Source organism: Comamonas sp. MYb69 (assembly GCF_037479315.1).
Lineage (GTDB): Bacteria > Pseudomonadota > Gammaproteobacteria > Burkholderiales > Burkholderiaceae_C > Comamonas.
In genome coordinates this window covers 473,657-487,241 of the sequence record NZ_JBBGZG010000001.1, presented here as the reverse complement: position 1 = coordinate 487,241, position 13,585 = coordinate 473,657, and the positions used below count along the sequence as shown (strand labels likewise).

Sequence of the window (13,585 nt, the reverse complement as noted above, 5' to 3'; positions counted from 1 at the left end):
AATGATAAAAAATAATCCTGTATTGCCACGCAATCATTGGTATTTTCTTCTTGCGATTTCGATAATTTCGTTGTGGCTGCGCATGGCCTTTCCTATTTTTTCGGTGAGTTGGGCTGCCCATGACGATTTGCTTTTCGTGCGCCTGGCAGCCGAAATAGGTATGGGCAATTGGCTAGGAGATTACAGCAACCTGACTCATGCCAAAGGAGTCGGCTACCCACTGTTCCTGCTGCTCAACCATGCAACCGCGCTGCCGTTGAAGTTTTCCGAACATGCCCTTTATTTGGCCTCTGCAGGATTTTTTGCCTACATGGCCGGCCAGTTGCTGCGATCACGCAACTTGGTACTGATGCTGTTTGCGGTGCTCGCATTTCAACCGGCAGCCTGGATGGAACAATCGGGAGCGCGGGTCATGCGCGAGGGCATTTACATCTCGCAGACTTTGTTCTTGCTGGCCCTGGGAATCCGCTGCTGGTTGCTAGCCGATGCCAACTTGCCGCCTGCAGCACAACTCCGCCTGCGCTGGCCTTCGTTATTGGCAATGGGATGTGTGGGCGGGTGGTTTTGGCTGACGCGTGAAGAAGGCGTGTGGCTGCTGCCAGCACTTGGGCTGATGCTGGGCTACTACTTGTGGACCCAACGCAAGGCCCTAAGCGCCTGGAAGGTCTTGCTGGCTTACATGGCCTTGCCAGTGTTAGTGGCGACATTGATGGTGGCTGCGGTTAATACGATCAACTACGCCAAGTATGGCGTCTATCGCAACAACGACTTTCGCTCCACTGATTTTCTCTCTGGCTATGGCGCGCTGACCCGTATACGCCATGACCACTGGCAGCGCTATTTATTGTTCCCTAAAGATGCGCGTGAACGCGCCTATGCGATGAGCGCTGCTGCTCGCGAACTCAAGCCCTATTTCGAGGGCGAGCGTGGCGAAGGTTGGCGCAAAACAGGTTGCGAACAGACACAGACATCACCATGCCCGGAAATCTTGTCCGGCTGGTTCATGTGGGCAGTTCGCGGTGCAGTGGAAGAAGCCGGCCATTACAGCAGTGCTAGAGAAGCCAGCAAGTTCTACCAACGTTTGGCCCAAGAGATCGATGCAGGATGCAAGCTGCGCCCTGATGACTGCCTGCCCCCCCGCGCCACCATGCTGCCACCTTGGCGAGAAAGCTATGCCTGGGACTCCGCCAAAGCCACTTGGGAGGTGTTTGGCACCTTAGCAAATTTGGATCGGGGTACGCTCAAACCTTACCAAAGCTTGGGCTCGCCACTGCACCTGAAGCTGTTTGATGTGGTGACCAACGGCCCGTTAGCACCCACGGCTGACAGCCCCATTTTTGAGATGGACATGACCTCACCTCGGGACAAACTGCGTTGGGGTGTGGCGCAAGCTATAGCCACCTCCATGAGTAAAATCTCGGAAGTGGGTCTGCCTCTGTCCTTTGCCATCTGGCTAATCTGGTCAGCAAGCACGCTGCTCCAATGGATCAGACGCAGATCTCTTCCCAATGGGGCATGGCTATTAACCACCGTACTGGCTGCTGCCATCGTCACCCGCGTAACATTGCTGGGTATTCTGGAAGCCACTTCCATCCCCAGTAACTACATTCTGTATATCTTCCCAGCGGTTCCTTTGTCGCTGGCGATGCAGGTGTTGGTGGTCTGGCGTGTTGCCGGTATGCTGCGCGCCAAATTCAAACACGGGCACAATGCGGCAGCCGTGTGAATGATTAAAAAATAATTTCTGACATGACCGAATTTCCGTCCCGCCTCTACCGCAACCAGCGTATCGCCGTCATCCTCCCCTGCCACAACGAAGAGTTGACGGTGCGCCCGGTGGTGGAAGGCTTTCGCCAGGCCTTGCCAGAGGCGGAGATCTACATCTTCAACAATCTCTCCACGGACCGCACCGCAGAGATTGCTGTTGAAGTGGGTGCGCATCTGCGCAATGTCCATCTCAAGGGCAAAGGCAATGTCGTGCGCCGCATGTTTGCCGATGTGGATGCCGATATCTATGTGATGGCCGATGGTGATGCAACCTACCATGCACCGTCGGCACGCAAGCTCATCGACATGCTGATTGACGAGCAGTTGGACATGGTGGTGGGTGCACGCGTCGAAGCGGAGCCTGAGCCCGGTGATACCGGCATCACTTACCGGCCAGGCCATCGCTGGGGCAACAAGCTATTGACCGGCACGGTGCAGCAAATCTTTGGCGGCAGCTTTCGCGACATGCTCTCGGGCTACCGGGTGTTTTCGCGCCGTTATGTCAAATCCTTCCCTGCACATTCGCAGGGCTTCGAGATCGAGACCGAGCTGAATGTCCATGCGCTGGAGCTGCGCATGCCTTGCACCGAGGTCGATACGCCTTACGGCGCCCGGCCCGAGGGCTCGGCCAGCAAGCTGTCCACCTACCGCGACGGCTGGCGCATCCTCAAGACCATCGGCCGTCTGGTGGTCAGCGAAAAGCCTTTGCAGTTTTTTGGCTGGCTGGGTGCTGCACTGGCACTGGTCGCCATTGCACTGGCCGCTCCCATCGTGGTGGAGTACAGCCACACGGGCATGGTGCGGCGCTTTCCGACCTTGGGCCTGGTGTCCGCCATGGTCGTCTGCGGCGGGGTGTCCTTTGTCACCGGTCTGATCCTGCAAGCCATCACCTTGACGCGGCGCGAGATCAAGCAGATTGCTTACCTCGCTTCTGTGGCTAACACGCCGAGCAAGTGATGCAGTTCAAGCTTCAGCGTTCGCTGTTGTGGTTTTTGATTGCAGGCGGCGTGGCCTTTGTTGTCGATGTGCTGGCTTTGACCTTGCTGCGTGATGCACTGGGTGTGTATGCAGCACGGGCGGTGTCGTTCTGGCTGGCCGCCACCACTACCTGGCTGATCAACCGCAATATCTCCTTTGCGGGGCGCAGCGCCAATGGCAGTCTGCTTGCGGAGTATTTGCGCTATCTGGGATTGATGCTGGGAGGCGGCGCCATCAACTTTGCGGTGTACTCGCTGCTGGCCTGGAGCTTTCCCCAGGGCCCGCTGTGGCTGATGCTGTATGTTGCGGCGGGCACCTTGACCGCGATGTCCGTGAACTACCTGGGCATGAGCCGCCTGCTATACCGTCATCGGCCAGAGCACTGAGCACACGGTGCAAGCAATACGCCAATGCATGCGGCATGCTGGCAGTGAGACAAGAAAAATCTAGAGAATATGAACCGCATGGAACCGCAACGCCTGCACCAAGCCAACAATTTCGATGCCTTGCGCCTGGCTGCTGCGCTGGCCGTGCTTTTCAGCCACCATTACCCGGTGACTGGTACTGTCCCCCCCAGCTGGATGAATGTAGCGATGATAGGCGGTGTAGCCGTCATGGCTTTTTTTGTCATCAGCGGCTACCTGGTAACGATCAGCTGGTTTTCCCAACCGCGCCTGTGGGCATTTTGCGCCAAGCGGGCACTGCGCATCTGGCCGGCCTTGGTCACCGTGGTGTTGCTGGCAATGCTGGTGCTGGGCCCCAGCTTTACCACCCTGCCCCTGCGCGAATATTTCAGCCATCCCATGACCTGGGACTATTTGCAGAATCTGCTGATGCAGATCCGCTTTAGCCTGCCCGGTGTATTTGCGGACAATACCTTTCCCCATGCAGTCAATGGCTCTTTGTGGACCATCCCTATCGAGGTGACTTGCTACGCGGTGCTGGCTGCATGCGGCGTCGTCGGATTGCTGCGCTGGCGTTGGGTATGGGCTTGCATCTGCGTGGCCTACCTGCTGTGGTTTCTCACGCATATGACCATGGACTTGACCGGAGTCATGACGCATTGGTGGGAGTTTCCGGCCTACTTTGCGTTTGGATCCTTGATCGCCACGTTCAGCCCCTGGTTTCTGCGCCATCGCCTCGCTTGCTGCGCCGCGGCTTGCGCTGCCGGTGGGCTCTTGTGGACTTTCGGCTTTGCCTATTCTGCGTTGTTGCTGTTTCTGCCTGCCGTTCTTTTGGGGGTGGGCACCCTGTCCTGGCCGCTGCTTCGCCAAGCAGGAGGCTGGGGTGATGTATCGTACGGGGTTTATCTGTACGCCTTCCCGATCCAGCAGACGGTTCGCCATCTCTGGCCCGAGCTAGGCTTTGCCAGCAGCGTGCTGCTGGTCGCGGCGCTGACCTTGTTGGCCGGCTGGCTGTCTTGGCGCCTGGTAGAGGCACCCACCCTTCGCCTCAAACGTTTTGTACGCTGACCTCTCGCTGTCCCCCTCTCTATGCTAGCTTTGACCCAATGGCAGCCGACTGCCCCCATCCTCGGCCTGCTGACCGATATCGACGACACCCTGACAACAGAGGGCGCCGTCCCTGACAACGTGGTGCAGGCCATCGCTGCCCTCAAGGCCAAAGGTCTGGCGGTGGTCCCCATCACCGGCCGGCCGGTGGGCTGGAGCGAGCCCTTTGCCGCTGCCTGGCCAGTCGATGCCATCGTGGCCGAGAACGGTGCCGTCGCGCTGCGCCGCAATGCCAGCGGCGGGTTGGACAAGCTCTACCAGCAGGATGAGGCCACGCGCATAGCCAACTTTGCCAAGATGCAGGCGGTGCTCACGCAGATCGAGCAGACGGTGCCGGGCGCGCAGCGCGCCACCGATTCGGCCGGGCGCGAATGCGATATTGCCGTGGACCACAGCGAGTTCACGCAGATGCCGCAGGCCGATATCGACCGTTGCGTTGCGCTGATGCAGGCAGCCGGCATGAATGCCACCGTCAGTTCCATCCACATCAATGGCTGGTTTGGCGGGCACAACAAGCTCGAAGGCGCACGCTGGATCGTCAAGACCTTGTTCGGGCGCGATCTCGACGCGGAAATCGGCCAGTGGTGCTATATCGGCGACTCCACCAACGACCAGCTGATGTTCCAGCACTTTGATAACAGCTTTGGCGTGGCCAATATCGCGCGCTTTGTGCCCCAGCTGCAGCACCTGCCGCGCTATGTGACGCGCGGCGAGCGCGGCGCTGGCTTTATCGAGCTGGCCGAGCGCATCTGCGCGCTGAAGTAAACGATTGGGCGGCGAACTGATCGCCCTATACAACGCAAAAAACGCCCGCGGCACCTGAAGTGCAGCGGGCGTTTTGCCATGTAGAACGCGCGAAAGCGCGGTCTGTCTCAGGGCTTGAAGTCGAACTGCTGCTGCAGGATGACCTTCATCGGCTGGTTGTTCTTCATCGCGGGGCGGTATTTCCACTGGCGCACCGCGCGCTCCACCTCGGTGGCCATGTCGCGGGAGGTAGTGGTCAAGGTCTTCACATCGCTGACGGCGCCATCGGTGTTGACGACGAACTGCACGCGCACGCTGGCCGGCTGGGGCTGGGCACCTGCGGGGTAGGGGAAGCGGGGCGATGCACCGGTCAGCAGCTGGGGCGCCGTGTCGCAGGCATTGCCGGCGCAGCCAGCTGCGGCAGGGGCGGCATTGGCGGCGGGGGCCGTGGTCGCAGCAGCGCCAGCATCAGGCGTGGGAGCCGGCGCATTGGTAGCGCACCCTGCCAGCAATGCGGCAAGAACGGTGACAACGGCAGAACTGGTACGGATCAATGGCATGGTCTGAAGCTTCCAAAAGTCTCATGGTGGTGCGGCCCAGGCCACCCTGGCGTGCACAGGGCGCGGCGCAACAACGCTGCCCGCGCGGCAAACCCCATGTTTTACCACGGGCCTGCAGCTCTATTGTGGAGAAATCCGGTACATGCCCGCCCCAGCATGTCGAAATTGCCTTGCGCGACTACGCACACCGGCACGAACGGTTAGGATTTGCAGTTGTTCGCCCGCAGCCATCCATTGGCTGCCCGCGACGGCCCGACCACTGGATACCTCCAAGACACGCAAGGAAAAATGGCAATGACCGCTGCATATCCGGATACCCGACTGCTGATCAACAACGAATGGTGCGATGCCTCCGACGGCAAGACCATCGACGTGGTGAACCCTGCCACGGGCAAGCCCATTGGCAAGGTGGCCCACGCTACCAAGAAAGACATGGACCGTGCATTGGAAGCCGCGCAGGCGGGTTTCCTGGTCTGGCGTGCCACCCCCGCGATCGAGCGCGCCAACATCATGCGCCGTGCCGCTGGCCTGCTGCGTGAGCGTGCCGAGCAGATCGGCCGCCTGCTGACCCAGGAACAAGGCAAGCCTTTTGCCGAAGCCAAGGGCGAAGTGCTGGCCGGTGCCGGCATCATCGAATGGTTTGCCGATGAAGGCCTGCGCGTCTACGGCCGCATCGTGCCCGCCCGCGTGCCCAATGTGCAGCAGCTGGTGATCAAGGAGCCGGTCGGCCCCATCGCCGCATTCACGCCCTGGAACTTCCCGGTCAACCAGGTGGTGCGCAAGTTGGGCGCTGCACTGGGCACCGGTTGCTCCTTCCTGGTGAAGGCGCCGGAAGAAACCCCCGCCTCGCCTGCCGCGCTGCTGCAGTGCTTTGTGGACGCCGGCCTACCCAAGGGCGTGCTGGGTCTGCTGTTTGGCTCGCCTTCCGAGATCTCCGAGTACCTGATCCCCCACCCGATCATCCGCAAGGTGACCTTCACCGGCTCGACCGTGGTGGGCAAGCAGCTGGCCGCGCTGGCTGGCGCCCACATGAAGCGCGTGACCATGGAGCTGGGCGGCCACGCCCCGGTGATCGTCGCGGAAGACGCCGATGTGGAGCTGGCCGTCAAGGCCACGGCAGCTGCCAAGTTCCGCAATGCCGGCCAGGTCTGCATCTCGCCCACCCGCTTCCTGGTGCACCGCGATGTGAAGGACGCCTTTGTCAGCGCCTTCGTCAAGCACGCAGAAAGCCTGAAGCTGGGTGATGGCCTGACCGATGGCACCACCCTGGGCCCGCTGGCCAATGCCCGCCGCCTGACCGCCATGGCCCAGGTCGTCGAAGACGCCGCTGCCAAGGGCGCCAAGGTCGCCACTGGTGGCGCCCGCGTGGGCAGCGAAGGCAACTTCTTCGCGCCCACCATCCTGGCCGATGTGCCGATGAACGCCTCGGTGTTCAATGACGAGCCCTTTGGCCCGATCGCCGCGATCCGCACCTTTGAAAAGCTCGAAGACGCGATCACCGAAGCCAACCGCCTGCCATTTGGCCTGGCTGCTTACGCCTACACCCGTTCGTACAAGAACGTGCAGCTGCTGTCGAACCAGATCGAAGCGGGCATGGTCTGGATCAACCAAGCCGCGACGCCAACAGCCGAGTTCCCCTTCGGCGGCGTGAAGGATTCGGGCTACGGCAGCGAAGGCGGCCCCGAAGCCATGGAGGCTTACCTGAACTCCAAGGCCGTGTCGATCACCGCCGTGTAAAAACTGCCCAAGGGCCTGTGCGCAGGCCTTGGGCACAAAAAAAGCAAGTCTGCGGACTTGCTTTTTTCTTGGGTGCAACCACCAGGCCGCGCAGCCGATTCAGGATGCTGCATCCGCCTCGCGCTCGCGCCGGCTGGGCAGGCCAAAGGCAATGGCACCCAGCGCGCCCTGGACCAGCGCATACACGCCATAGATCAGCCCCACGCCGACGGCCAAGGCCGCTGGCACACCAAAGGGCGCCAGCGCCGCCGCACTGGCCGCCTCACGCGTGCCCCAGCCGCCCACGCTGACCGGCAAGGCCGCCATCAAGAAAATGGGCGCCATCGCAAAGGCCCAGGCGGCCAGGCCCAGATGAATGCCCAGCGCCAGCCCACCCAGCGCCAGGGCCGCGGCGGACAACAGCTGCACCAGCGCCGATGAACCCGCCTGCACGAGCATCTGGCGGTTGAAGTCCGGCCGTGCAGCAGCCTGCAGCAAGGGCTGCAACCAGCCCGGCAGGCTGACCGCCTGGCGCCGGCCCAGCCACCACAGCAGCAGCCAAGGCAAAGCAATCCAGAGGGCGGTGCCCAGCAGCATCAAAACCTGCAGCGCCGCTGGAGAAATACGCAGCACGGGCGCCAAGGCGTTGGCGGACAGCGCCGCGCCGATGGCGCCAATGGCGCAGAGCATCCACAGGCCGCTGAAGCGGTCCAGCAGCACCGACAGCGAAGCAGCGGCCTTGCCCTGGCCACTGCGCTGCAGCACCACTGCGCGGTAGACATCGCCGCCCACCACAGCGCCGGGCAGCAAGGCATTGAGGCCAATGGCCTGGAAATACCAGCGCAGCGCATCGGGCCAGCGCATCGGCGCGCCCAGCCACTGGGCGAGCGCACGCCAGCGCCAGGCAGACACCACGTTCGACGCGATGGCGGCCGCCAGCCCCGCCAGCAGCCAGCGCCCATCGGCCGCGCGCAGCCGGGCCCAGAGGGCCGCAGGATCGGCAAAGTAGGCCACGGCGCCCAGCAAAGCGGCGCCACACAAGGCCTTGATGCAGGCTTTTTGTGTACGGTTCACACCAAGGGGCGCTTAAATGTGGGAGGCGGCAGCGGGCTGCACAGCTTGCGCGCGTGCGGCATGGGCATCCAGGCGCACCATGCGGGGGGTCTCGCCCGTCTCGTCGATCACATAGTCGTCCGCATAGTACTGGCGGCCACCGCCCGACTCGTAGTAGATGCGGGTCAGCAGCTCGCCAATGAGGCCCGCGGCGACAAAGGTCATGCCCATCAGCACCAGCATCACGCCGATGATCAGCAAGGGGCGCCCGCCAATGCTCTCACCCATCAGCTTGACGATGAACAGATAGGCCAGGATCAGAAAGCCGGGGGTGGCCAGCCACAGGCCCAGGCCGCCAAAGGCGTGCAGCGGGCGCTGGCGGTAGCGCATCAGGAAGACCATCAGGATCAAATCCAGAATCACGCGGAAGGTGCGGTCAATGCCGTACTTGGAGACCCCGGCCGTGCGGGCGTGGTGGCGCACCGGCACTTCGGTGATGCGGGCACCGGCATCGCGTGCCAGCGAGGGGATGAAGCGGTGCAGCTCGCCGTAGAGGTGCACGCGGTCGATGATGTGGCGGCGGTAGGCCTTGAGCGCGCAGCCATAGTCGTGCAGCTGCACGCCGGTGGCATTGGAGATCAAACGGTTGGCAATCTTGGACGGCAGCTTGCGCGAGATGGCCGCATCCTGGCGGTCCTTGCGCCAGCCCGAGACCATGTCCACGCTCGGGTCGGTCTCCAGGCGGTTGAGCAGCAGGGGGATGTCGTCGGGCTCGTTTTGCAGGTCGGCGTCCAGGGTCACCACATAGCGGCCTTGCACGCGGTCAAAACCGGCCTGCAGCGCGCTCGATTGGCCGTAGTTGCGCGCCAGGATCACCGGGCGCAGCCAGGGGCGCGTGGCAGCCAGCTCCAGCAGGCGCTTGGCGCTGTCGTCCTTGGAGCCATCGTCGACGGCAATCAGCTCATAGCTCAGCGGCTGCGAGCGCATGGCCGCGTCAATCCGGTCGACCAGGGCGATCAGATTGTCGAACTCGTTGTAGATGGGGACGACGATGGAAACAGCAGGAGACATAGAGGGCACATTGCAAAAAGCCGCTCAAACAGGCGGCTGGACCGAGACCGGAACCGGCATGCGGCGCAGCCCAACCGGGGTTGGCGACTCTTGTGGCATTGGTAAAACAGTGGTCGCCTATACTACCTGATCCGCTCTTTCCTCTGCTGCTGATGCGACAGGCTGGTGCCGCGCCTTGGGGCTGCGGGCCCTGTATGCACCTGCATTTCGTGTTTCTGCCATGACGTCTGCGTCCCCCTCCCCCGCCAAAGATTGGCAGTCCCAGCTCTACCGCCACCCCTTGGCCTGGGTGCTGGTGCTGGCCTGTGCACATGTCATCTCGCGCGTGGCCATCTCGGACGGCATGAAATGGGACGAATCCGAACAAATCCTCTGGTCCCAGCAGTTCCTGCTGGGCTACGGCGCCCAGCCGCCCGCCTACAGCTGGCTGCAATGGCTGGTGGGCCAGTTGCTGGGGCCCACGGTGCTGTCGCTGTCGCTGGTCAAGCACAGCCTGATCGTGCTGACCTATGTGCTGGCCTGGCAAACCGGCCGCGCGCTGCTGCCGGCCAAGGGCGCCTTCTGGGTGGCCGGTGGCCTGCTGCTGATGCTGCCCTTTGGCTGGGACAGCGTGCGCGACCAGACCCACACCATCCTGGTCACCGCAATGGCCTTTGGCGCCTGGTGGATGGCCCTGCGCCAGGTGCGCGCGCCAGCTTTGGTCAATTTTGTCGGCCTGGGCATCTTCTGCGGCGTGGGCATGCTGGCCAAATACAGTTTTGCGATGCTGATCGGCGTGTTTGCCGTGGCCGCCTTCAGCGTGCCCCAGGTGCGCCGCGCGCTGCTGGGCCGGGGCTGGTGGCTCGCGCCGCTGATTGGCCTGCTGATCTTTGCGCCGCACGGCTTTTGGCTGCTGCAGCACTGGCGTGAGGCCACCACCGAGACCATCCACAAGATGGACATCTCCACCCAGGTCTCCCACCTCAAGGGCCTGGGCGCGCTGGCGACGGCCGTGTTCTCGACCCTGGGGCTGTGGCTGCTGGTCAGCCTGGCCAGCTACCGCAGCCGTTTGTGGAAGGCTGACCCCACCCCATTGCCTGCCGCAGATCTCGCTACACCTGAATGGCGCATCTGGGCCTGGCCACTGCTGTGGCGCTACCTGGCGCTGGTGTTTGCGATCCTGGTGGGCATGGTGCTGGTGGGCGATGTCAGCAGCTTCAAGCAGCGCTGGGTGCTGCCGCTGACGGCCGTGGCACCTCTGGCCCTGTATGTTTGGCGTCCGCGCCTGCTGGCCGATGGCGTGGGCCGGGGCTACACCACCACGGTGCTGGTGTTTGCGCTGGTCTTTCTGACCTTGGCAACGGTGCGCCCCTGGCAGTCCAACCTGCGCAAGGACCCCGACGAGCTCAACCACCCCGTCGCGCAGCTGAGCGCCGCGCTGGCGGCTGCGGGCTATGACGGCCAAGGCGTCATCGTCGGCTCGGACAATATGGTCGCTGCCATGCTGCGCTCGCGCAACCCCGGGGCCTATGCCACTGCCTGCACGGCCGAGTTTGGCCGCATGGCCGACTGCCTGGCTCAAGCCCGCGCCAAGGCCGCGCACACCGGCCGCGGCCTGCTGTACATTGCCCGCATGGACAAGGCCACACCCGCCTGGTGGGAGCCGGTGCTGGCTGCGGCGCCCGGCGTGTCCGTGCAAGATCTGACCCTTCCGTTTTCCCATATGCGTGCCAGCACGCCACCCATGCACTACCAATTTGTGTGGCTGCCCGCACCCATCACACCATGAAACCTGTTCTCGTCACCGGCGCTGCCGGTTTTATCGGCATGCATTGCGCCTTGCGCCTGCTGGAGCGCGGCCTGCCCGTTGTCGGCATCGACAACCTCAACAGCTACTACGATGTTGCGCTCAAAGAGGCCCGGCTCGCGCAGCTGCAAAGCCATCCCAATTTCCGCTTTATCCAGCTCGATCTGGCCGACCGCGCTGGCATGGCTGCGCTGTTTGATGGGGTTAAGCCCCAGCGCGTGCTGCACCTGGCCGCCCAGGCAGGGGTGCGCTACTCCATCGACCAGCCCGACGACTACACGGATTCGAACCTGCTGGGCTTTGGCCACGTGCTGCAGGGCTGCCGCAAGCACCAGGTGGCGCACCTGGTCTATGCCAGCAGTTCCAGCGTCTATGGCGGCAATGCCAAGATGCCCTACGCCGAGAGCGATGCGGTGGACCACCCGATCAGCTACTACGCGGCCACCAAGAAGGCCAATGAGCTGATGGCCCACACCTACTCGCACCTCTACCAGATGCCCACCACCGGACTGCGCTTTTTCACGGTCTACGGGCCCTGGGGCCGGCCGGACATGGCCTTGTTCAAGTTCACCAAGGCCATCCTGGCGGGCGAGACCATCGATGTTTACGGCAATGGCCAGCTGGTGCGCGATTTCACCTTTATCGACGACATCGTCGAAGGCATTCTGCGTGTGCTGGACAAACCGGCCACGCCAGACAGCCACTATGACGCGCTGCAGCCCAACCCGGGCACCAGCACCGCGCCCTACCGCATCTTCAATATCGGCAACAGCCAGCCCACCGTGCTGATGGACTACATCGCCGCACTGGAGTCTGCCCTGGGCATGCAGGCGAACAAGCGCATGCTGCCTATCCAGCCGGGCGACATGCACAGCACCTCGGCCGACACCCGGGCCTTGCAGGCCTGGGTGCAGTTCGCCCCTTCTTTCACTGTCACAGACGGAATCCAGCGCTTTGTCGACTGGTACCGCTCGTTCTACCGCGTATGAAAGTCACTGTTTTTGGAACCGGCTATGTCGGTCTTGTTCAAGGTGCCGTGCTGGCCGATGTCGGCCACCAGGTGCTCTGTGTCGATGTCGATGCCGCCAAGGTCGCCGCGCTGCAGGCCGGCCAGATCCCCATCCATGAGCCGGGCCTGGACAAGCTGGTCACCAGCAACCATGCCAACGGCCGCTTGCGCTTTACCACCGATGCAGCCCAAGGCGTGGCGCACAGCGAGGTCATCTTTTTAGCAGTGGGCACGCCCCCTGACGAAGACGGCAGCGCCGACCTGCAGTATGTGCTGGCCGTGGCCCGCACCATTGCCCAGCACATGGATGGCCCGCGCATCGTCATCAACAAATCCACCGTGCCGGTGGGCACGGCCGACAAGGTTCGCGCGGTCATTGCCGAGGGCCTGGCAGCTCGCGGCGCCAGCCACGGCTTCGACGTGGTCTCCAACCCGGAATTCCTCAAGGAAGGCGCGGCCGTGGCCGACTGCCAGCGGCCCGACCGCATCATCATCGGCACCAGCAACCCCGCGTCCGAGGCGCGGCTGCGCGAGCTGTATGCGCCCTTCAACCGCAACCACGACAAGATCGTGGTGATGGATGTGCGGAGTGCCGAGCTGACCAAGTACGCCGCCAATGCGATGCTGGCCACCAAGATCAGCTTCATGAACGAGATCGCCAACCTGGCCGAGCGCCTGGGCGCCAATGTGGAAGCGGTGCGCCGCGGCATTGGCAGCGATCCGCGCATTGGCTACCACTTTATCTACCCGGGGGTGGGCTACGGCGGCAGCTGCTTCCCCAAGGATGTGAAGGCCCTGGTGCGCACCGCCGAGGAGATCGGCTTTGATCCCCTGCTGCTCAACGCCGTCGAAGCCCGCAACGAAGCCCAGCGCAACGTGCTGTTCGAGCGCATCAGCGCCTTCTACGGCGGCCAGTTGCAGGGCAAGACGATTGCGCTGTGGGGCCTGGCCTTCAAGCCCAATACCGATGACATGCGCGAGGCGCCCAGCCGCAACTTGCTGGAATCGCTGTGGGCCGCAGGCGCCCGCGTACAGGCCTATGACCCCGTCGCGATGCAGGAAGCCCAGCGCATTTATGGCGAGCGCAGCGACCTGGTGCTGGCTGCCGACCCCGAGGCCACCCTGCAAGGCGCCGACTGCCTGGCCATCGTCACCGAGTGGCAGATCTTCCGCGCGCCCGATTTTGGCCAGCTGGCCCAGCGCTTGCGCGACCGCATGGTTTTTGACGGCCGCAATCTCTATGACCCGGCCCTGGTAGCCGGTTATGGCCTGGGCTATGTGTCGATTGGCCGCCAACCGGTGCCACGCAACGAATAAGGCCGCTGGCGATCAACCACAAAAAAAGCGAGTCCTCCGACTCGCTTTTTGCTGCATTGGGGGCCGCTACTGC

At 63.0% G+C, this 13,585-nt stretch carries 12 protein-coding genes; 9 read left to right on the top strand and 3 right to left on the bottom strand.

Annotated features, from left to right (window positions below; genetic code table 11):
• The first annotated feature begins 1 nt into the window (after position 1).
• The 5 genes from WH303_RS02125 to WH303_RS02105 all read left to right on the top strand — a co-directional run bounded on the left by WH303_RS02125 (position 2) and on the right by WH303_RS02105 (position 5,021).
• Positions 2 to 1,726: a hypothetical protein gene (locus WH303_RS02125; RefSeq protein ID WP_339516600.1), complete on the top strand. Its 1,725-nt coding sequence runs from the start codon at positions 2 to 4 to the stop codon at positions 1,724 to 1,726.
• A 23-nt stretch (positions 1,727 to 1,749) separates the two neighbouring features.
• The gene (locus WH303_RS02120; protein WP_339516599.1) at positions 1,750 to 2,724 is read left to right on the top strand and encodes a glycosyltransferase family 2 protein; all 975 of its coding nucleotides are present in this window, start codon (positions 1,750 to 1,752) and stop codon (positions 2,722 to 2,724) included.
• Positions 2,724 to 3,131, top strand: a complete 408-nt coding sequence (locus WH303_RS02115) for a GtrA family protein (protein WP_339516598.1) — start codon at positions 2,724 to 2,726, stop codon at positions 3,129 to 3,131. The genes WH303_RS02120 and WH303_RS02115 overlap by 1 nt, the downstream gene beginning before the upstream one ends.
• Before the next feature lie 69 nt (positions 3,132 to 3,200).
• Positions 3,201 to 4,217: an acyltransferase family protein gene (locus WH303_RS02110; RefSeq protein WP_339516597.1), complete on the top strand. Its 1,017-nt coding sequence runs from the start codon at positions 3,201 to 3,203 to the stop codon at positions 4,215 to 4,217.
• 21 nt (positions 4,218 to 4,238) lie between these two features.
• Positions 4,239 to 5,021 (top strand): HAD-IIB family hydrolase, encoded by a 783-nt coding sequence (locus WH303_RS02105; RefSeq protein WP_339516596.1) that lies wholly within the window; start codon positions 4,239 to 4,241, stop codon positions 5,019 to 5,021.
• Positions 5,022 to 5,128: 107 nt separating this feature from the next.
• Here WH303_RS02105 and WH303_RS02100 read toward each other — a convergent pair whose 3' ends face one another.
• Positions 5,129 to 5,560: a TonB family protein gene (locus WH303_RS02100; protein WP_339516595.1), complete on the bottom strand. Its 432-nt coding sequence runs from the start codon at positions 5,558 to 5,560 to the stop codon at positions 5,129 to 5,131.
• A gap of 294 nt (positions 5,561 to 5,854) precedes the next feature.
• Here WH303_RS02100 and WH303_RS02095 point away from each other — a divergent pair, with 294 nt between their 5' ends.
• Positions 5,855 to 7,297 (top strand): NAD-dependent succinate-semialdehyde dehydrogenase, encoded by a 1,443-nt coding sequence (locus tag WH303_RS02095; protein ID WP_445228246.1) that lies wholly within the window; start codon positions 5,855 to 5,857, stop codon positions 7,295 to 7,297.
• 99 nt (positions 7,298 to 7,396) lie between these two features.
• Here the strand turns inward: WH303_RS02095 and WH303_RS02090 are convergent, their stop codons facing one another.
• Complete coding sequence (locus WH303_RS02090; RefSeq protein ID WP_339516591.1) at positions 7,397 to 8,350, bottom strand: lysylphosphatidylglycerol synthase transmembrane domain-containing protein; 954 nt, start codon at positions 8,348 to 8,350, stop codon at positions 7,397 to 7,399.
• A gap of 12 nt (positions 8,351 to 8,362) precedes the next feature.
• Positions 8,363 to 9,400, bottom strand: a complete 1,038-nt coding sequence (locus WH303_RS02085) for a glycosyltransferase family 2 protein (RefSeq protein WP_339516589.1) — start codon at positions 9,398 to 9,400, stop codon at positions 8,363 to 8,365.
• A gap of 220 nt (positions 9,401 to 9,620) precedes the next feature.
• On the opposite strand from WH303_RS02085, the gene WH303_RS02080 reads away from it, so the two are divergent.
• From WH303_RS02080 to WH303_RS02070, 3 genes are read left to right on the top strand one after another with little or no spacing between them, the layout of a single operon-like run.
• The gene (locus WH303_RS02080; RefSeq protein WP_239644969.1) at positions 9,621 to 11,168 is read left to right on the top strand and encodes an ArnT family glycosyltransferase; all 1,548 of its coding nucleotides are present in this window, start codon (positions 9,621 to 9,623) and stop codon (positions 11,166 to 11,168) included.
• Complete coding sequence (locus WH303_RS02075) at positions 11,165 to 12,175, top strand: NAD-dependent epimerase (RefSeq protein WP_339516584.1); 1,011 nt, start codon at positions 11,165 to 11,167, stop codon at positions 12,173 to 12,175. The genes WH303_RS02080 and WH303_RS02075 overlap by 4 nt, the downstream gene beginning before the upstream one ends.
• Entirely contained in the window at positions 12,172 to 13,512 is a 1,341-nt protein-coding gene (locus WH303_RS02070) for a UDP-glucose dehydrogenase family protein (RefSeq protein ID WP_339516582.1), read from the top strand. The genes WH303_RS02075 and WH303_RS02070 overlap by 4 nt, the downstream gene beginning before the upstream one ends.
• Positions 13,513 to 13,585 lie beyond the last annotated feature (73 nt).